Annotated in this window: 17 protein-coding genes and 1 tRNA gene; 11 read left to right on the top strand and 7 right to left on the bottom strand. The window is 72.8% G+C overall.

Going from position 1 to position 18,591, the window contains the following annotated elements:
- Positions 1-769 precede the first annotated feature (769 nt).
- From ACE3Q2_RS12010 to wrbA, 3 genes are read right to left on the bottom strand one after another with little or no spacing between them, the layout of a single operon-like run.
- Entirely contained in the window at positions 770-1,258 is a 489-nt protein-coding gene (locus ACE3Q2_RS12010; protein WP_231698705.1) for an asparaginase domain-containing protein, read from the bottom strand.
- A 23-nt stretch (positions 1,259-1,281) separates the two neighbouring features.
- Complete coding sequence (locus ACE3Q2_RS12015; RefSeq protein WP_374474251.1) at positions 1,282-1,647, bottom strand: DUF2069 domain-containing protein; 366 nt, start codon at positions 1,645-1,647, stop codon at positions 1,282-1,284.
- Entirely contained in the window at positions 1,644-2,237 is a 594-nt protein-coding gene (gene wrbA / locus ACE3Q2_RS12020; RefSeq protein WP_374474252.1) for an NAD(P)H:quinone oxidoreductase, read from the bottom strand. Before wrbA ends, ACE3Q2_RS12015 begins: the two co-directional genes overlap by 4 nt.
- A 76-nt stretch (positions 2,238-2,313) precedes the next feature.
- Between wrbA and ACE3Q2_RS12025 the strand changes: the two genes are divergently transcribed.
- The 6 genes from ACE3Q2_RS12025 to ACE3Q2_RS12050 all read left to right on the top strand — a co-directional run bounded on the left by ACE3Q2_RS12025 (position 2,314) and on the right by ACE3Q2_RS12050 (position 10,512).
- Positions 2,314-3,591 carry a YihY family inner membrane protein gene (locus ACE3Q2_RS12025; protein WP_374474254.1) on the top strand — a complete coding sequence of 426 codons (1,278 nt, stop codon included), beginning with the start codon at positions 2,314-2,316 and terminating at the stop codon, positions 3,589-3,591.
- 8 nt (positions 3,592-3,599) lie between these two features.
- Positions 3,600-4,157: a TlpA family protein disulfide reductase gene (locus ACE3Q2_RS12030; RefSeq protein WP_374474255.1), complete on the top strand. Its 558-nt coding sequence runs from the start codon at positions 3,600-3,602 to the stop codon at positions 4,155-4,157.
- Positions 4,158-4,257: 100 nt separating this feature from the next.
- Positions 4,258-5,349, top strand: a complete 1,092-nt coding sequence (locus tag ACE3Q2_RS12035; protein WP_374474256.1) for a sensor histidine kinase — start codon at positions 4,258-4,260, stop codon at positions 5,347-5,349.
- Complete coding sequence (locus tag ACE3Q2_RS12040; protein WP_231698711.1) at positions 5,346-6,155, top strand: response regulator; 810 nt, start codon at positions 5,346-5,348, stop codon at positions 6,153-6,155. Before ACE3Q2_RS12035 ends, ACE3Q2_RS12040 begins: the two co-directional genes overlap by 4 nt.
- 119 nt (positions 6,156-6,274) lie before the next feature.
- Entirely contained in the window at positions 6,275-9,373 is a 3,099-nt protein-coding gene (locus tag ACE3Q2_RS12045) for an efflux RND transporter permease subunit (protein ID WP_374474259.1), read from the top strand.
- Between the two features lie 17 nt (positions 9,374-9,390).
- Positions 9,391-10,512 (top strand): efflux RND transporter periplasmic adaptor subunit, encoded by a 1,122-nt coding sequence (locus tag ACE3Q2_RS12050; protein ID WP_374474260.1) that lies wholly within the window; start codon positions 9,391-9,393, stop codon positions 10,510-10,512.
- A 10-nt stretch (positions 10,513-10,522) separates the two neighbouring features.
- Here ACE3Q2_RS12050 and ppk2 read toward each other — a convergent pair whose 3' ends face one another.
- From ppk2 to hemA, 4 genes are read right to left on the bottom strand one after another with little or no spacing between them, the layout of a single operon-like run.
- The gene (gene ppk2 / locus ACE3Q2_RS12055; protein ID WP_231698714.1) at positions 10,523-11,305 is read right to left on the bottom strand and encodes a polyphosphate kinase 2; all 783 of its coding nucleotides are present in this window, start codon (positions 11,303-11,305) and stop codon (positions 10,523-10,525) included.
- Between the two features lie 27 nt (positions 11,306-11,332).
- Positions 11,333-11,854 carry a molybdenum cofactor biosynthesis protein B gene (moaB, locus tag ACE3Q2_RS12060; protein ID WP_231698715.1) on the bottom strand — a complete coding sequence of 174 codons (522 nt, stop codon included), beginning with the start codon at positions 11,852-11,854 and terminating at the stop codon, positions 11,333-11,335.
- A complete protein-coding gene (prfA, locus tag ACE3Q2_RS12065; protein WP_374474262.1) occupies positions 11,851-12,936 on the bottom strand; it encodes a peptide chain release factor 1 in 1,086 nt (361 codons plus the stop codon). Before prfA ends, moaB begins: the two co-directional genes overlap by 4 nt.
- Entirely contained in the window at positions 12,914-14,185 is a 1,272-nt protein-coding gene (hemA, locus tag ACE3Q2_RS12070) for a glutamyl-tRNA reductase (protein WP_374474264.1), read from the bottom strand. The genes prfA and hemA overlap by 23 nt, the downstream gene beginning before the upstream one ends.
- A gap of 98 nt (positions 14,186-14,283) precedes the next feature.
- On the opposite strand from hemA, the gene ACE3Q2_RS12075 reads away from it, so the two are divergent.
- From ACE3Q2_RS12075 to ACE3Q2_RS12095, 5 genes are all read left to right on the top strand, one after another.
- Positions 14,284-15,933, top strand: coding sequence for a tetratricopeptide repeat protein (locus tag ACE3Q2_RS12075; protein WP_374474266.1), 1,650 nt, complete (start codon positions 14,284-14,286; stop codon positions 15,931-15,933).
- Positions 15,930-16,523, top strand: coding sequence for a lipoprotein insertase outer membrane protein LolB (gene lolB / locus ACE3Q2_RS12080; protein WP_374474268.1), 594 nt, complete (start codon positions 15,930-15,932; stop codon positions 16,521-16,523). Before ACE3Q2_RS12075 ends, lolB begins: the two co-directional genes overlap by 4 nt.
- Positions 16,520-17,401: a 4-(cytidine 5'-diphospho)-2-C-methyl-D-erythritol kinase gene (ispE, locus tag ACE3Q2_RS12085; protein ID WP_231698720.1), complete on the top strand. Its 882-nt coding sequence runs from the start codon at positions 16,520-16,522 to the stop codon at positions 17,399-17,401. The genes lolB and ispE overlap by 4 nt, the downstream gene beginning before the upstream one ends.
- Before the next feature lie 9 nt (positions 17,402-17,410).
- Positions 17,411-17,488 (top strand) — tRNA-Gln (locus ACE3Q2_RS12090).
- Positions 17,489-17,536: 48 nt separating this feature from the next.
- Positions 17,537-18,493, top strand: coding sequence for a ribose-phosphate diphosphokinase (locus ACE3Q2_RS12095; protein ID WP_231698721.1), 957 nt, complete (start codon positions 17,537-17,539; stop codon positions 18,491-18,493).
- The last annotated feature ends 98 nt before the right edge of the window (positions 18,494-18,591 follow it).

Here is an 18,591-nt window from a genome sequence, read left to right on the forward strand (position 1 = left end):
CCCCCACAGTCCAAAACAGACTAGCGTTGCGATGACCGGTTGAGACCGCCGCCTTCATTTCGCGGGAATCGACCCTCGCCTTCACGGCGCGTCCGGTGCGGGGCAACCGGTTGGCTGGACGAAAGGCCCGTGGCTGTCCGCTCCGATGCTTGCGCGTCACGCTCGGGGGCCAAGGCGAGGCATTTTTCTTGCGGATCAGGCTGGGCTAAATCGGTTCCGGCACGAACCAGGGCATGACCTGTCGTTCGCGTCCCTCCGGACGCGGGGTGTGGCTGCTTCGCCAGCATGGAAGATGGCCAGTACGAACCGGCTCGCCGCCCGGCGGCGGAGGTGGGGTTGCGGCGAAAGGCTCTTCGCCAAGCCCGGAACCCTCGATCAGACGCCGGAGGCCTCGGTGTACCCGCCTCGAACCCACACCCGCCGCCGGGCGGCGAGGACTCTCACGCTGGCCACCTTCCACGCTGGCCCTGCCGCCGCATCAAGTGTCCGAAGGGACACGCAGGCGCGCACGCGCTGGTGGCAAGTACGTGCACCGGTTCAACCCACCGGGTCGGCAAGAGAAATCGTTCCCTGCGGCCCGGGTCGAGACGCGCAAGCATCGGAGCGCGGCCCCGCCTGCCCTTCGTGGGGCGCCCATGCCGGCAGGTACCGGCGGCGCGGTGGAAGCGAGGGTCGCTTCCCGCGAAATAAAGGCTCCACTGAGCGGGAAGCGACCCTCGCTTCCGCCGTGGCGACGGCGCCGGACTTGGGTGAAGAACCTTTTTTGGGCTCAGCCCGCGGCTTCGAAGCGGTTGGCGGCGACGTTCTTGCGGACCTTGAGCGGGTCCCAGATGCGGCCGTTCATGGCGATGTACACGCCGGCCGGCAGCGACTGCACCGCGCCCACGGCGGTGCCCACGTTGAACTCGGCGTCCGAGCCGCGGAAGCGCGCCGGGTTCAGCGCGCCGGTGAGCACGATGGTCTTGCCAGGGATGGCCGCCAGCACCTTGGCGGTGTCCACCATGGTGTCGGTGCCGTGGGTGACCAGCACGTGCGCGGCCGGCTGCGCGGCGATGGTGGCGCGCAGCAGCTCGCGGTCCTCGGCGGTGATGTGCAGGCTGTCCTTGCGGATGATGGGGATCACCGTGAAGCGGAAGGCGACGCCCAGTTCCTGCAGGATGCGGCCGATCTGCGGCTCGCCGACCTGGTAGTCGGACTTGTCGTCGAAATACACCTTGTCGATGGTGCCGCCGGTGGTGACGACCAGAAGCTCGTCCATGGGGATCCTCCTTGGGGCCGCGATTATACGTTCGCGCCGCGGGCCCGGCGCGCGGCGAAGCGGCCGCGCATGCCGTCCCAGCTGGCCGCCACCACCAGCGCGGCCGACAGCACGGCCTCGGCCAGCGCCAGGCCGCGCTCGGCGGGCACGGCCCAGGCCACCATCACGCCGTGGCAGAAGTAGAGCAGGGCGGCCAGCGCACCCCAGAAGCCGGCGCGGCGGTGCCGCAGCAGCACCAGCACCACGGCCGGCAACAGCGGCAATGCGAAGAACAGCGCCATCGCCCAGGGCGCCACCCGGGCCGGCGGGGCCAGCCAGCCGTGCCAGGCCAGCTGCAGCGCCAACAGCGCCAGCGTGGCGACTGCGGTGGCCCGGGCCGCGCGCATCATGCCTGCAGCTTCCGGGCCGCATCGGCCAGGCGCCGGCCGAGGGCGCGCGCCAGCTGCTTCTCGTCGTCAGTGAGGGCCGGGTCGTCCGAGCCGCCGGCCACGTGGCTGGCGCCGTAGGGCGTGCCGCCGCTGCGGGTGGTGTTGAGCGCGGCCTCGGTGAAGGGGATGCCCAGCACCAGCATGCCGTGGTGCAGCAGCGGCACCATCATGGTGAGCAGGGTCGATTCCTGGCCGCCGTGCTGGGTGGCGGTGGAAGTGAACACGGCCGCGGGCTTGCCCACCAGGGTGCCCGAGGCCCATTCGGCGCCCAGGGTGTCGATGAAGTGCTTCACCGGCGCGGCCATGTTGCCGAAGCGGGTGGGGCTGCCCAGCGCCAGGCCCACGCATTCGCCGAGGTCGCGCTTGTGCACGTAGGGCGCGCCGTCCTCGGGCACCGGCGGCGCCGCGGCCTCGGTCACCGGGGCCACCGGCGGCACCGTGCGCAGCCGGGCCTGCATGCCGGGGACTTCCTCGATGCCGCGGGCCACCTGGCGGGCGAGCTGCGCCACCGAGCCGCCGCGGCTGTAGTAAAGGACCAGGATCTCGGGCATGGCGGGCTCTTGCGGGCGGGGACGGGGGGATTATCGCGGATAAATCCGTCGCGGCCGCGTTTGTTACCCTTGCCGCATGCGACTGAACGAGCACCTCAGGCAGTGGTGGCACCGGCTGGACCGCGAGCGGATCCAATCCTTCGCCCAGTTCCTGTGGACCCGCTTCCTCGACGACCGCTGCTTCGAGACCGCCGGCGCCCTGGCCTACACCACGCTGTTCGCGCTGGTGCCGCTGAGCATGGTGGTGTTCGGCATCCTCTCGGCCTTCCCGGTGTTCGACGCCTGGAGCGCCCAGCTCACCAACTTCATCTTCTCCAACTTCGTGCCCAGCTCGGCGCGGGTGGTCGAGGCGCACCTGCGCGACTTCGCCGAAAGCGCCCGTTCGCTCACCCTGACCGGCGTGGCGGCGCTGCTGGTGTCGCTGCTGCTGACGATGTGGAGCATCGAGTCCACCTTCAACCGCGTCTGGCGGGTGCCGACGCCGCGGCCGCGGCTGCTGCGCTTCCTGGTGTACTGGACGCTGCTCACGCTGGGCTCGCTGGCGGCGGTGGCCAGCCTGGCGGTCACGTCCTACCTGTTTTCGCTGCCGGCACTGTCGGGCGAAGTGGCGCTGGACTGGCGCCAGCAGCTGCTGCGCTACCTGCCCAACCTGGTCGAGCTCACGGTGTTCACGCTGGCCTACTGGCTGATCCCGCACCGCCGCGTGCCGCTGCGCTTCGCGCTGGCGGGCGGGCTGTTCGCGACGGTGCTGTTCGAACTGGCCAAGCGCGGCTTCGCGGCCTACCTGCTGGGCGTGCCGACCTACGAGCAGCTCTACGGCGCACTGGCGGTGGCGCCGATCTTCATGATCTGGCTCTACCTGAGCTGGGTGGTGGTGCTGCTGGGCGCCAGCTTCGCGGCCTCGCTCTCGTCCTTCCGCTACCAGCCGCGCGCGCTGCGGCTGCCGCCGGGCCTTGAGCTTTACGGCTACCTGCGCCTGCTGGGCCGCATGAACCAGGCCCGCCGCGACGGCCGCGGCCTGCACCTGGCGGATATCCAGGCCAGCGAGCCCATGCTCACCGACGACCTGCTGCAGCGCATGCTCTCGGGCCTGTCCGCGCTCAACATCGTGCGCCGCGGCGAGGACGGCGGCTGGCTGCTCAGCCGCGACCTCGACACGGTGTCGCTGGGCGAGCTGCACGAAGGCCTGGGCCTGCGCGTGCCCGGCCCGGCGGAAGGCCTGCCCGGCTTCGACGACCCCATCGGCCGCGACGCCACCCGCGCCCTCGAACACCTCCGGCAACCCCTGCAGGGCCCGCTGGCCAGCAGCGTCGGCGGTTTCTTCACACCGAAACAGGACACTTCCCCGCAATGAAAACCCTGATGCCTGCCGCGTTGCTGCTCCTGCTGGCCGCCTGCCAGCCCGCCGCCGAAGCCCCGGCCGCCGCCGACGCCGCGCCGCCCCCGCCGCCCGCCGCCGCGCCGGCCGCCGAGCCCGCCACCGACGCGGCCCCCGCCTCGGACCTGCCGGCGCAGCCGACGCTGGTGGTCGAGACGCTGGACGATGGCGCCTTCGACCTCGCCGCGATGCGCGGCCAGTGGGTGGTGGTGAATTTCTGGGCCACCTGGTGCAAGCCCTGCCTGAAGGAAATCCCCGACCTGTCGGCCTTCGACGCCGCCCGCGACGACGTGCGCGTGATCGGCCTGGCCTACGAGGAGATCGAGCCCGACGCCATGCGCGAGTTCCTGAAGAAGTACCCGGCCGGTTATCCCATCGCCCTGCTCGACGTGTACAACCCGCCGGCCGACTTCGAAACGCCGCGCGGCCTGCCCATGACCTACCTGATCGCGCCCGACGGCACGGTGGCCAAGAAGTACCTGGGCCCGATCACCTCGCAGGAGCTGGCCGAGGCCATCGACGGGGCGCCGGCCGCCGGCTGAGCGGGCGCCTGCGGCGAAGCGTGTCCCCGGTGCGCCGGGACGTTCGGCGCCGGGGCCGGCCGGGTTTAGCATGGGCGGCATTCCTCCACGGACGCGCCGCGTGCACACCGCCGACGAAGACTCCCGCGCCCGCCGCCTGTTCTGGTGGCTGCAGTTCGGCGGCTGGGCCGCCTACGGCAGCCTGGGCTACCTGGGCGGCCTGGCCCACGGCAAGGGCGTGGACTACTGGCGCCTGCCGCTGGGCGTGGCCATCACCGGCTTCCTGGTGACGCTGCTGGTGCGGCAGGTGCTGCGCCGGGCCTGGGGCCTGCCGCCCGCGCGCTTCCTGGCGGTGGCCGCGGCCTGCGTGGTGGCCGCGTCGTCGACCATGGGCGTGGTGTTCCTGTCGCTGCTGATCGACTGGTGCGGGACCGACTGCCGCCCCACCAGCACGCTGGGCTACGCCGCCTACAGCACCGGCCACCTGTACGTGGTGCTTAGCTGGGTGGGCCTGTACACCGGCATCAAGTATTACCGGCAGCTGCAGCAGCAGACCCGCCAGGCCCTGGCCGCCACCGCCATGGCGCACGAGGCGCAGCTGAAGATGCTGCGCTACCAGCTCAACCCGCATTTCCTTTTCAACACGCTCAACGCCATCTCGACCCTGGTGCTGGACCGTTCCAACGACGTCGCCAACCAGATGGTGCAGGGCCTGAGCGCCTTCCTGCGCCATTCGCTCGACAGCGACCCGATGCAGCGGGTGACCCTGAAGCAGGAACTCGACGCGCTCAACCTGTACCTGGGCATCGAGAAGATGCGTTTCGGCGACCGCCTGGTGGTGGAGACGCGGATCGCGCCCGAGTGTTATTCCGCGTTGCTGCCCAGCATGCTGCTGCAGCCGCTGGTGGAGAATTCGATCAAGCACGCGGTGGCGCGCATGGTCGAGGGCGGCCGGCTGGTGATCAGCGCGGAGCGCCGCGACGGCCAGCTGCTGCTGCGCGTGGCCGACAACGGCCCCGGCTGCAAGGACCTTCCCGCCGGCGGTGCCCAGGGCAATGGCAACGGCAACGGCGTCGGCCTGGCCAACACACGCGAGCGCCTGCGCGTGTTGTACGGCAACGCGCAGTCGGTGCAGGCGCGCAACCGCGCCTCGGGTGGCCTGGAAGTGACGCTGGCGCTGCCGTTCGAGCCGGGCGGGGCGCCACGCGAATGAACCGGCGCATCCGCACCCTGCTGGTGGACGACGAGCCGCTGGCCCGCCGCGGCCTGGAGCTGCGGCTGGCCGACCAGCCCGACATCGAGGTCGTCGGCCAGGTGGGCGACGGCCTGTCGGCGATGAAGGCCGTCTCGGCGCTGGAGCCCGACCTGATGTTCCTGGACGTGCAGATGCCCGGCCTGGACGGCTTCGGCACGCTGCGCGCCATCCCGGCGGCGCAGATGCCGCTGGTGGTGTTCGTCACCGCCTACGACCACTACGCCATCCGCGCCTTCGAATCGAGCGCAGTGGACTACCTGCTCAAGCCGGTGGACGACAGCCGGCTGCACCAGGCGCTGTTCCGGGTGCGCGAACAACTGGGCAAGCGCGAGGCGCAGGCCCACTGCGAACAGCTCCTGCGCCTGCTGGGCGACCTGAGCGGCAAGCCCACGCTCACGCTGGAGGAGGCGCTGCAGGGCGCCGGCGAGCGCCGCCTCGGCGTCGGCGACCGCATCAGCATCCGCGACGGCCAGCGCACGGTGCGGGTCGAGCTGGCCAGCGTGCGCTGGGTGGACGCCGCCGGCGACTACATGTGCATCCACACTGATTCCGAAACCTTCGTGCTGCGCGCCACCATGCGCGAGCTCGAGGGCCGGCTCGACCCGCGCCAGTTCCCGCGCGTGCACCGCTCGACGCTGGTGAACGCGGCGCGCGTGGCGGCCCTGCGACCGCACCTCAACGGCGAACAGTTCCTGACGCTCGACTGCGGCCACGAGATCAAGCTCTCGCGCAGCTACCGCGACCGCCTCGAGCTGCTGAAGTAAGCCGCGGCGTAACGTTTCGCCGCAGCCGCCGCACGGCTCGGCGCGGCCCGTGACTTTGGTCATGCGATGCCGCTCCGGCGCGCGCGCACAGTGGCGCCGCACTTGCCCCGGGCGCCGCCATGAAGCTCACCGAATCCTCGCTCGCCAATCCCGCCGCCGTGGCCGTGGTCGTGGCCCTGGCCACGCTGTTCGGCCTGCTGGCGCTGCTGGGCCTGCCGGTCCAGCTGTTCCCCGACATCGACCGCCCGCAGGCTTCGGTGGCCACGCTGTGGCGGGCGGCGTCGCCGCAGGAGATGGAGGCCGAGATCGTCGAGCCGATCGAAACCGTGCTCGAGGGCATCCCGGGGCTCGAGCAGATGGAAGCCAACGTCAACACCGGCTTCAGCGCCATCAACCTCACCTTTTCGGTGGGTACCGACATGGAGGCCTCGCTGGTGGAGATCCTGGCGCGGCTCAACCGCCTGCAGCCGCTTCCGCGCGACGCCACGCCGCCGCGCGTCGCCCTGGGTTCGGACGACGCCAACCAGTCGCTCACCTACTTCTTCGTGCAGAAGCTGCCGGGCACGCCGGGCGACATCAACGACTACCGCCGGTTCATCGAGGACCGCGTGGTACCGCGCATCACCGCGGTCGAAGGCGTGGCCGGCGTGGACGTCAACGGCGCCGGCGGGGACGAGCTGGCGATCGAGGTCGACCTGGACCTGGCCGCCGCCCTGGGCATCCCGCTGCCGCTGGTGGCCGAAGTGGCGGCGCGCGCCACCGACGTGTCCGGCGGCAGCTTCGACGCCGGGCGCCGGCAGGTGATCCTGCGCTTCGCCGGGCGCTATGCGCCGGAGGCGCTGGGCGAACTCATCCTGGCCTGGCGCGACGGCCGGCCGGTGCGGCTGGGCGACATAGCCACGGTGTCGGTGAAGCGCCCCGAGCAGATCTTCTTCGCCTACCAGAACGGAAACCCCGCCATCGGCCTGCGGATACGGCGCGAGAGCGGCGCGAACGTGCTGGCGACGCTGGGCGAGGTCAAGCGCGTGGTGGCCGAGGTGCGCGAGCAGGAGCTGGCGCCGCGGGGGCTGGGCATCGAGCAGAGTTTCGACGCCTCGCTGTTCATCAACCGCGCCATCGGCCTGCTGTCGGGCAGCCTGTTCGCCGGCGTGGCGCTGGCGGTGGGCTGCCTGTGGTGGTTCCTGCGCGACGCCCGCGCCACGCTGCTGATCGCCAGCGCCATCCCGGTGTCGCTGCTGGCCACCTTCATCGTGCTCCAGCTCACCGGCCGCAGCCTCAACGTGATCTCGCTGGCGGGCCTGGCCTTCGCCGTGGGCATGGTGATGGACGCGGCGGTGGTGGTGGCCGAGAACATCGTGCGCCTGCGCGAAACGGGCCTGGGCGCGGCGAAGGCGGCGCTGGAGGGCACGCGGCAGGTGGCCGGCGCGCTGCTGGCGTCCACGCTGACCACGGTGGCGGTGTTCGTGCCGGTGGTGTTCATGCGCGACGTCGAGGGCCAGCTGTTCTCGGACCTGGCGCTGACCATCTCCATCGCCGTGGGCATTTCCCTGCTGGTGGCGCTCACGGTGCTGCCGGCGGCGGCCGGGCGCCTGCTGCGCCCCGGTGCCGGCGCACCCGACCCGGGGTATTCGCGGCTGGCGGCCTGGACCCTGCGCGCCACCGACGGGCGCCGCCGCCAGTGGGCCTGGGTGCTGGGCGGCGTGCTGGTGCCGGTGCTGGCCTCGGCGCTGCTGCTGCCGCGCGTGGACTACCTGCCGCCGGTGAAGCGCGCCGCGGTGGACGTGTGGTTCAACTTCCCGCCCGGCATGGGCCCGGCCGCGGTGGACCGCGAGATCGCGCCGCGCCTGCTCGAGCGCATGCGCCCCTTCATGGAAGGCGAGCGCGGGCCACGGCTGAGCAACTGGTACCTCAACCTCTGGCCCAACGGCGGCACGCTGGGGGCGCGCGTCGTGGACGAGTCGCGCATCGGGGAGCTGGAGGCGATCATCCGCGACGAAGTGGTGGCCGGCCTGCCCGACACCCGCGCCTTTGTCGCCGAGGGCAACCTGTTCGGCGGATTCGGCGGCTCCAGCCGCGCCATCGCCATCCACCTGCAGCATGCCGACGGCGACGCGCTCAACGCCGCGGCCGAGCAGGGCCGGCGCCTGCTGGCGGAGAAATTCCCGGGCGCCAACGTCCAGGCCTGGCCCAACGCCGACGGCGCCGCCGAGGAGCTGCGCGTACTGCCCGACGACCGGCGCCTGGCCGAAGCCGGCTGGCGCCGCCCCGACCTGGGCACGGTGGTGCGCGTGCTGGGCGAGGGCGCCTGGCTGGGCGAACACTTCGACGGCGAACGACGCCTGCCGATCGTGCTGCGCGCCGACCCCGCCGCGGGCCTGGACGCGCCGGCGCTGTTCGCCGCGGCGCCGCTGGCCACGCCGGGCGGCGGCGTGCTCAGCCTGGGCGAACTGGCGCGGGTGCAGTCCACGCTGGCGCCGGGCCAGCTGCGCCGGGTGGACGGCCGACGCACGATCAGCCTCACCGTCGACCCGCCGGCCAGCCTGTCGCTGGAGGAGGCGCTGGAGGTCGTGCAGGGCGACGTAGTGCCGGCCCTGCGCGCCGCGCTGCCGCCGGACGCCGGCGTGCGCGTGTCCGGCAGCGCCGACCGCCTGGGCGAGGTGGTGCGCACCATGTCGGGCAACTTCGCGATGGCGCTGGGCGTGCTGTTCCTGCTGATGGCCGCGCTGTTCAAGTCGGTGCGCGACAGCGCCTTCGTCATGGCCACCCTGCCCATGGCGGTGCTGGGCGGCGCGCTGGCGCTGCGGGCGGTGGCGCTGTTCACGCCGCAGACCCTGGACCTGCTGTCGATGATCGGCTTCATCATGCTGCTGGGCATGGTGATCAACAACGCCATCCTGCTGGTGGCACAGGCGCGCGCCGGCGAAGCGGCGGGCCTGTCGCTCGAGGCGGCGCTGGCGCAGGCGCTGTCGCAGCGGCTGCGGCCGATCCTGATCGCCACGCTCACCGGCGTGTTCGGCGCGCTGCCGATGGCCATCAACCCGGGGCCGGGCGCGGTGATCTACCGCGGCCTGGCCGCCGTCACCGTCGGCGGCGTCGGCCTGAGCCTGGTCTTCACCCTGGTGCTGGTGCCGGCGCTGATGCGCCTGGCCGCGGGCCTGCGTGACGACCTGCGCCAGCGCCGGAGTCGCCCCGCCACCGCCGTCCCCACGAACGCCTGATCCAAGGAGAACCCCCCATGCGCCGCGCCTTCCGCCTGCCGCTGCTGGCCTTGCTGGCCACCGCCTGCACGGCCGCCGCCATCGCCCAGTCCCCGCCCGCGCCGCCGCCGGCACCGGTGGACGTGGCGCCGGCGGTAGCCGCCGAATTCGCCCCGCTGCACTGGTCGCCGGGCAGCGTGGCCAGCCGCGAGGATGCCCGCGTGGCGGGCGAGATCGGCGGCCGCGTGGTGGCCGTGGCCGAGGTGGGCACGGCGCTGCGCCGCGGCGACGTGCTGGCGCGCATCGACGACGCCGCGCTGCGCCTGCGGGAACGGCAGGCCGCCGCGGACATGGCGCGCCTGCAGGCGCAGGTGGACTACGCGCGCCGCCAGGAGGAGCGCTACACCGCGCTGGTGCGCGACGCCGGCATCTCGGGTGCCCAGCTCGACCAGGCCATCGCCGAGCGGCGCATGCGCGAACAGGACCTGGCGGCCGCGCGCGTGGCGCTGGAACAGTCGCGCCTGCAGCTGCGCCAGGCCACCGTGCGCGCGCCCTTCGACGGCGTGGTGGTGGAGCGCTCCATCGCGCCGGGCGAATTCCTGGCGCCCGGCACGGCGGTGGCGCGGCTGGTGAACACCGCCGCGCTGGAAGTGCGCGCCCGCGCGCCCGTGGCCCTGGTCGGCCACCTGAGCGAAGGCGTGGCGGTGACCCTGCGCGATGGCGCGCGGGTGGGCGCGCACCGCCTGACCACGCTGGTGCCGGTGGGCGACGAAGCCTCGCGCCAGGTCGAACTGCGCATCGCGCTTTCGCCCGAGGAGGCGGCGCGGGCGGGGCTGGTGGTGGGCGCCGCGCTGCAGGTGGGCGTGCCCAGCGACGCGCCGCGCCGGGTGGTGGCGGTGCCGCGCGACGCGCTGGTGCTGCGCCGCGAGGGCAGCCACGTGGTGCGCGTGGGCGCCGGCGACGCGGCCGAACGCGTGCCGGTGGAAGTGGGCGCGGCGCAGGGGGAACTGGTGGAAGTGCAGGGCGCGCTGCGCGCCGGCGACCGGCTGGTGGTGCGCGGCGCCGAGCGCCTGCAGGTCGGCCAGGCCTTGCGCGTGTCCGCGGCCGGGCAGGTCCCCGCGGTGGCGCTGGCGGGCACCGCGACGCGCCAGCGGCCCTGAGCCGCCGGGCTCAGAGCTTGACGCGGGCCTTGATGGGCTTCACCGGGCCCGTGTAGCGCTCCTTGCCCAGCCGGCCCTTCAACGGCGGCAGCGCCAGCTTCGGTTCCGGCACGGCCTGGTCGGGAAGGTGGTCGAGCAGGTGGCGGATGAGGTTGAGCCGGCCGGTCTTCTGGTCGTTGAAGTCCACGACGTGCCAGGGCGCGAAGCGGTGGTGGGTGGCCTTGAACATGGCGTCGCGGGCCTTGCCATACTCGACGTACTTCTCGCGCGCCTTGAGGTCGATGGGCGAAAGCTTCCAGCGCTTGAGCGGGTCGGCCAGGCGCTCGGCGAAGCGCTCCTCCTGCTGCTCCTGGTCCACCGCCAGCCAGTACTTGAAGAGCAGGATGCCGTCGTCCACCAGCAGCTTCTCGAACACCGGCGCCTGCGCCAGGAAGGCGTCCACCTGCTCCGGCGTGGCGTAGCCCATCACCTTCTCCACGCCGGCGCGGTTGTACCAGCTGCGGTCGAACAGCACGATTTCGCCGGCGGCGGGCAGGTGCGGCACGTAGCGCTGGAAGTACCACTGCCCCTGCTCGCGTTCGCTGGGCTTGGACAGCGCCACCACCCGGCACTGGCGCGGGTTCAGGCCGTCGGCGATGGCGTTGATCGCGCCGCCCTTGCCGGCGGTGTCGCGGCCTTCGAACAGCACCACCAGGCGCTTGCCGGTGTGCTGGAGCCAGCGCGCCATGGCGTTGAGCTCCACCTGCATTTCCTCGAGCTTGTCCTGGTAACGCCGGCGTTTTTCCTTGCTCATGCAGCGGCTCCTGGTGGGCGCCCGGGCTCAGCGTTCGCGGAGGCGGGGGCGCAGGTTGGCGAGGTTGCAGGGTTGGGTGCGGGCGTCCAGCTGGGCGCGGATGAGCTTTTCCCAGCCGGTGCGGCAGGCCGAGGTGGAGCCGGGCAGGGCAAACAGGAAAGTGCCGTTGGCCAGGCCGGCGAAGGCGCGCGACTGCAGCGTGCTGGTGCCGATTTCCTCGAAGCTGAGCGCGCGGAACAGTTCGCCGAAACCTGGCATTTCCTTGTCCAGCAGCGGCAGCAGGGCTTCGGGGGTGGAGTCGCGGCCGGTGAAGCCAGTGCCGCCGGTGACCAGGATGCCGTGCACGGCCTCGTCGGCGATCCAGCGCGAGACCAGGGCGCGCAGCGCGTACTTGTCGTCGCGCACGATGGCGCGCTCGTGCAGGCGGTGGCCAGCCTCGGCCAGCGCGGCGGCGAGGTAGTCGCCGGAGCCGTCGTTTTCGGCGGTGCGGGTGTCGGACACGGTCAGCACGCACAGCGACAGCGGAATGAATTCTTTGGTGGCGCTCATGCGGCCTCCGTCAGCAGTTTCAGTTCGTCGGCCTGGTGCTCGCGGGCGAGGCGGTCGACCAGTTCGTCCAGGTCGCCGTCCATCACCTGGGGCAGGGCGTAGAGCGTGAGCCCTTCCACCCGGTGGTCGGTGATGCGGCCCTGGGGGAAGTTGTAGGTTCGGATGCGCTGGCTGCGGTCGCCGCTGCCCACCTGCAGCCGGCGCGACTGCGCCTGCGCGGCGGCCTGCTTCGAGCGCTCCTCGTCGAGCAGCCGGGCCTTGAGCAGCGACAGGGCGCGGGCGCGGTTCTTGTGCTGGCTGCGCTCGTCCTGGCACTCCACCACGATGCCGCTGGGCAGGTGGGTGATGCGGATGGCCGAGTCGGTCTTGTTCACGTGCTGGCCGCCGGCGCCCGAGGCGCGGAAGGTGTCCACCTTCAGGTCGGCGTCGCGCACTTCGATCTCGTCCACCTCGTCGAGCTCGGGCAGGATGGCCACCGTCGCCGCCGAGGTGTGGATGCGGCCCTGCGATTCGGTGGCCGGCACGCGCTGCACGCGGTGCGTGCCCGATTCGAACTTCAGGCGCGAATAGGCGCCCTTGCCCTCGATGCGCGCGACGATTTCCTTGTAACCGCCGTGTTCGCCCTCGCTGGCGGAGACGATTTCCACGTTCCAGCGCCGGCGCTCGGAGTAGCGCGCGTACATGCGGAACAGGTCGCCGGCGAAGATGGCCGCCTCGTCGCCGCCGGTGCCGGCGCGCACTTCGAGGAACAGGTTGGCTTCGTCGCGGGGGTCCTTGGGCACCAGCAGCAGGGCCAGCTCCTCGTCGAGCGTGGCCAGGCGCTGCTGGGCCGCGGGGATTTCCTCCTCGGCCAGCTCGCGCAGCTCGGGGTCGGCGCGCATGGCCTCGGCGGCCTGCAGGTCGCGCTGGGCCTGCGCCCACGACGCCAGGCCGGCGGCGACCGGCTCGAGCTGGGCGTATTCCTTCGACAGCGCGCGGAAGCGCGGGTTGTCGGCCAGCACGGCCGGGTCCGATAGCAGGCGGCCGACTTCCTCGTGGCGTTCGGCCAGGGCCTCGAGCTTACGGCGCAGGCTGGGCGTCATCGCGGTCGTCGTAGAGGCGCGAGGCGGCGCGCAGCAGGTCGAGGTCGCCGTCGAGCGCGGCCTGGCGCAGCGCGGCGCTGGGGCCGTGCAGCAGCTTGTTGGTGAGCTGGTGCGCCAGCAGCGCCAGCACTTCGTCGGCGGGCTTGCCGGCGGCCAGCTGTTCGCGGGCGCGCGCCAGCGCTTCCTCGCGCGCGGCCTCGCCGCGGCTGCGCAGGGTGCGCAGCGCGTCCTGGCGGCCCTGGGCGCGCCACCAGGCCATGAAGTGCTCCACCTGCAGGTCGATGATGGCCTGCGCCTGTTCGGCGGCCTCGCGGCGGGAAGCGCGGTTTTCCTCGATCACCTGCTCCAGGTCGTCCACGGTGTAGAGGTAGACGTCGGACAGTTCCGCCACGCTGGCTTCGATGTCGCGCGGCACGGCCAGGTCGAGCATGAAGATCGGGCGGTGCCTGCGCGCCTTGAGCGCCGATTCCACCGCGGCGCGGCGCAGCACCGGTTCGCGGCTGGCGGTGGCGGTGATGACGATGTCGGCTTCGGGCAGGTGCCGCTCCAGCTCCGACAGTGGCAGGGCATAGCCGCCGTGGCGGCTGGCGAGCGTCTGCGCGTGTTCGAGCGTGCGGTTGGCCACCAGCAGGCGCTTGGCCTTCGCATCCACCAGGTGGCGCGCGGCCAGTTCGATGGTGTCGCCCGCGCCGACCAGCAGCACGGTGGCGCGGTCGAGTTCGCTGAACACCTGGCGCGCCAGCCGCACCGCGGCGTAGGCCACCGACACCGGGTGGGCGCCGATGCGGGTGTCGGTGCGCACGCGCTTGGCGACCTGGAAGCTCTGCTGGAACAGGCGGTCGAGCGGGGTGCGCAGGCGCTGCTGGCTGCGCGCGGCCTGCCAGGCTTCCTTCACCTGGCCGAGGATCTGCGGTTCGCCCAGCACCAGCGAATCGAGGCCGGTGGCGACGCGGAAGAGGTGCCGCACGGCGTCCTCGTCGCGGTGTTCGTAGAGGTAGTCGCCCAGCGCCTCGGGCGCCAGGCCGTGGTGCCGCGCCAGCCATTCCGCCACCGCGCCCTCGCGGCCTTCCGCCACCTGGGCATAGACCTCGGTGCGGTTGCAGGTCGAAAGCACGGCGGCTTCCTCCACGCCCGGCACCTCGCCCAGGCCGGCCAGCGCCGCCGGCAGCTGGCCCGCGTCCAGCGCGACGCGCTCGCGCAGGGCGAGCGGGGCGGTCTGGTGGTTGAGTCCTAGGGCTAGCAGGGGCATGGCTGGGGACTTTGGCGGCACGCGTTGCGCTAAGCTTCGGCGGGCTGGGCTCTTGGTGGATTCCGGCGCTCATTCTAGCCCCAGGCCGCGAAAACCCCATGATCTGGAGCAAATCCTCCGCACCCGCCGCCCTGCTGCTGGCACTGGCCCTGGCCGGACCCGCCGCCGCCCGCGGCGAAGGCCCGGTGGGCGAGGTGATGGCCGGCGAGTTCGCCCTGCAACAGGGCGACCTGGCGCTGGCGGCCGAGCATTACCTCGAGGCCGCGCGCAGTTCGCGCGACCCGGGCCTGGCCGAGCGGGCCGCCCGCATCTCGCTGCTGGCCGGCCCCGGGGCGCCGGTGGCCGAGGCGATCGACCGCTGGCGCGAGCTCGCGCCCGACTCACTGGCCGTGCGCGCCGCCGCCATTTCCTTCGCGCTCGAGCAGGGGCACCCCGAGGCGGCCCTGGACGAGGCCGGTGCCCTGATGGCCCTGCCGGCCGCCGATGGCCTGCCGGTGCTGCTTTCCGCGCTCGGCGACGCCCGCGGCGACGCCGCCATCACCGCGCGCGCCGTGATGCGCGGTCTGTATGAAACCGACCGGTTGCCGCCCAGCTTCGGCGGCTGGCTGGCGATGGCCGGGCTGGCCCGCCGGCTGGAAGACCCGGTGCTGTCGGAACAACTGGTGGTGCGCGGCCTGGAGCGCTTCCCCGATGACCCGCGCGCCCACCTTCTGCAGGCTTCCCGCCTGCGCGAACGCGGCCTGGACGACGCCGCGCGTGGCCACCTCACCGCCCTGGGCCCGCCGGCCGGGCTGGCGCCGGAGCTGCGTCGTGCCGCCGCGCGCGAATACGGCCTGCTGGGCGAGCCGCTGCTGGCTGCCGCCACCCTGGCCGCCGGCCCGCAGGACGAGTCGAGCCTGCGCCAGCGCGCGCGCTGGCTGCTGGCCGCCAACGACCGGCCGGCGCTGGCGGCGCTGTACCTCGAGACCGCCGCGCCGTCGCCATCGCCCGAGCGCCGCCTGCTGCTGGGCCACCTGGCCGAGGCGCTGATGCGTTGGGGCGAGGCCGAGCAGTGGTACGCCAGCGTGCCGCGCGGCCCCGGCCACGACCAGGCCACGCTGCGGCTCGCCGGCGCGCGCGGCCGCCTGGGCCGGCTGGACCAGGCCCTGGCCACCCTGCACGAACTGCAGGTGGACCAGGCCGCCGACGGCGAGTTCGTGCGCGACAGCTACCTGCTCGAAGCCGAACTGCTCGAGCGCCGCGAACGCGGCGACGAGGCGCTGGCCACCTTCGGCCGGGCACTGGAAGTGTTCGAGGACGACCCCGCGCTGCTCTACGGCCGCGCCATGCTGCACGAGCGCGCCGGGCGCATCGGGCCGGCCCTGGCCGACCTGCAGCGCATCCTCGACGAGGACCCGGACAGCGCCCAGGCCCTGAATGCCTACGGCTACGCGCTGGCCGAACACCGCCAGCGCTATCGCGAGGCCCTGCCGTACCTTGAGCGGGCGCTGGCGCTCGCGCCGGAATCCGCCGCCATCCTCGACAGCATCGGCTGGGTGCACCTGAAGCTGGGGCGGCACGCCAGCGCGGTGGAGTTGCTCGAGCGCGCCTGGGCCCGGCAGCGCGACCCCGAGATCGCCGCGCATCTGGGCGAAGCCCTGTGGCAGGTGGGCCGGAAGGCCGAGGCGCGCGAGGCCTGGCGTGCAGGGCTGCGCCTGGATCCGGACAATGCCGCGCTGAAACTCGCCCTGGAGACCCACGGACCATGATGCGTCGCCTTTCCCTCGGCCTGCTGGCCCTGTTGCTGGCTGCCTGCGCCCCCGTGCCGGTGCGCACCGGCGGCGACGCCGGCCTGCTGGCCGCGCAGTCGGCCCGCGAGTCCCAGCTGCGCGAGGAAAGTGCCTGGCACCTGACCGGCCGGCTGGCGGTGAGCGCCGGCGGCGAAGGCGGCAGCGGCCGCCTCGACTGGCGCCAGCAGGCCGACGGCTACGACATCCAGCTGGCCGCGCCGGTCACCCGCAAGAGCTGGCGGCTGGTCAGCCGCGCCGGCCAGGTGCGGCTGGAGGGCCTGGAGGGCGGTACCCGCGAGGGCCCCGATGCCGAGGCGCTGCTGGCCGAGGCCACCGGCTGGGACATCCCGGTGGCGTCCCTGGCCGACTGGGCGCGCGGCGCCAGGGCGCCCGGGCCGGCCCGCATCGAGTTCGGGCCGGAGGGCCTACCGGCGCTGATCGTCCAGCAGGGCTGGACGGTGGAGTACCGGGACTGGCTGCCGGGTGAGTCGCCGCGGCCGCGCCGGGTCTTCGCCTCGCGCGAGGGCGCCACGGTCCGCCTGGTGGTGGAAAGCTGGGGCCAGCCGTGAACCCGGGCGGGCAGGGCGGTTGGTCGGCCTGGCCGGCACCGGCCAAGCTCAACCTGTTCCTGCGCATCACCGGCCGCCGGCCGGACGGCTACCACCAGCTGCAGACGGTGTTCCAACTGCTGGACTGGGGCGACACCGTGCGCCTGCGGGTGCGCGACGACGGCGTCATCCGCCGCCAGGGCGCCGAGGGTTATGCCGTGCCCGAGGCCGAGGACCTGGTGATCAGGGCGGCAAAACTCCTTCAAACGGAATCGAAAACCAACAAAGGCGCCGATATCGTCGTTGAAAAAAGGATTCCGCTCGGCGGCGGCTTCGGCGGCGGATCTTCCGACGCGGCCACCGTGCTGGTGGCGCTGGACGCGCTCTGGGGCACGAACCTGGGCGAGGACCGCCTGGCGGCCCTGGGCCTGGCCCTGGGGGCCGACGTGCCGGTGTTCGTGCGCGGCCGCAGCGCCTGGGCGGACGGGGTGGGCGAGGTGCTCAGCCCGCTGGCCCTGGCGCCGGCCGCCTACCTGGTGGTGGACACCGGGGTTTCGGTGCCCACCGCCGAACTTTTCCAAGCGCCTGATTTGACCCGGGATGCGCCCGCGGCGACAATATCGGACTTCGTTTCTGGCTCTGCGCTCGGCAATGCCTTCGAGCCGGTGCTGCGTTCGCGTTCCAAAGTCGTTTCGGCGGCACTGGACGCCCTGGCGCAGCTCGGTCCGGCGGCCCTGACCGGGACCGGCGGCGGCTGCTTCGCGCGCTTCGGCGCGCGCGCCGAGGCCGAAGCCGCGCTGGCGCGCCTGCCCCCGGGCCTGCGCGCCTGGGTGGCGACGGGCGTGGACGTGTCGCCGCTGCACCGGGCGCTGTCCGCGGGCCGGGCCGGAAACGGGTAGTTCCAGCGGTGGGGCGTCGCCAAGTGGCCTAAGGCACCGGGTTTTGATCCCGGCATTTCGTAGGTTCGAATCCTACCGCCCCAGCCATCCCGGTCGCGCCACCCGTCCACCCAACCCTTCGCGGAAGGCACCAGCATGAGCAAGCAGAACCTGCTCGTTTTCACCGGCAACGCCAACCGGCCGCTGGCACTGGCCGTCTGCCGCCAGTTGGGCATCCCGTTGGGCAAGGCCCAGGTGGGGCAGTTCTCGGACGGCGAGGTGCAGGTCGAGATCGAGGAGAACGTGCGCCGGCAGGAGGTGTTCGTCATCCAGTCCACCTGCGCGCCGACCGCCGAGAACTTCATGGAACTGCTGGTGCTGATCGACGCGCTCAAGCGCGCCTCGGTGGCCAGCGTCACCGCGGTGGTGCCGTACTTCGGCTACGCCCGCCAGGACCGCCGCATGCGCTCGGCGCGCGTGCCGATCACGGCCAAGGTGGCCGCCAAGATGTTCACCGCCGTCGGCACCGACCGCGTGCTCACGGTGGACCTGCACGCCGACCAGATCCAGGGTTTCTTCGACATCCCGGTCGACAACGTCTATGCCTCGCCGCTGCTGCTGGCCGACATCTGGCGCACGCTGGGCACCGACAACCTGGTGGTGGTCTCGCCGGACGTCGGCGGCGTGGTGCGCGCGCGCGCCATCGCCAAGCGCCTCGACGACGCCGACCTGGCCATCATCGACAAGCGCCGCCCGAAGGCCAACGTCGCCACCGTGATGAACATCATCGGCGACGTGTCGGGCAAGACCTGCGTGCTGGTGGACGACATCGTCGACACCGCCGGCACGCTCTGCGCCGCCGCCGCGGCCCTGAAGGCCAACGGCGCGAAGAAGGTCGTGGCCTACTGCACCCACCCGGTGCTGTCGGGCGCGGCCATCGCCAACGTTTCGAATTCGCAGCTCGACGAACTGGTGGTGACCGACACCATCCCGCTTTCGGAAGCCGCCCGGGCTTGCCCGCGCATCCGCCAGCTCAGCGTCGCCGAGCTGCTGGCCGAAACCATCCGCCGCATCGCCTTTGGCGAGTCGGTGAGTTCGCTGTACGTGGATTGACCCCCGGCGGGGGGGGGGGGGGGGGGCGCCCCCCCCGGCGCCCCCCCCCCCCCCCCCGGGCCCCGCGCGGGGGGGCGGGGGGGGGGCGCCCGGGCCCA

Origin of the sequence: Arenimonas sp. (assembly GCF_041913985.1) — a bacterium.
GTDB lineage: Bacteria > Pseudomonadota > Gammaproteobacteria > Xanthomonadales > Xanthomonadaceae > Arenimonas.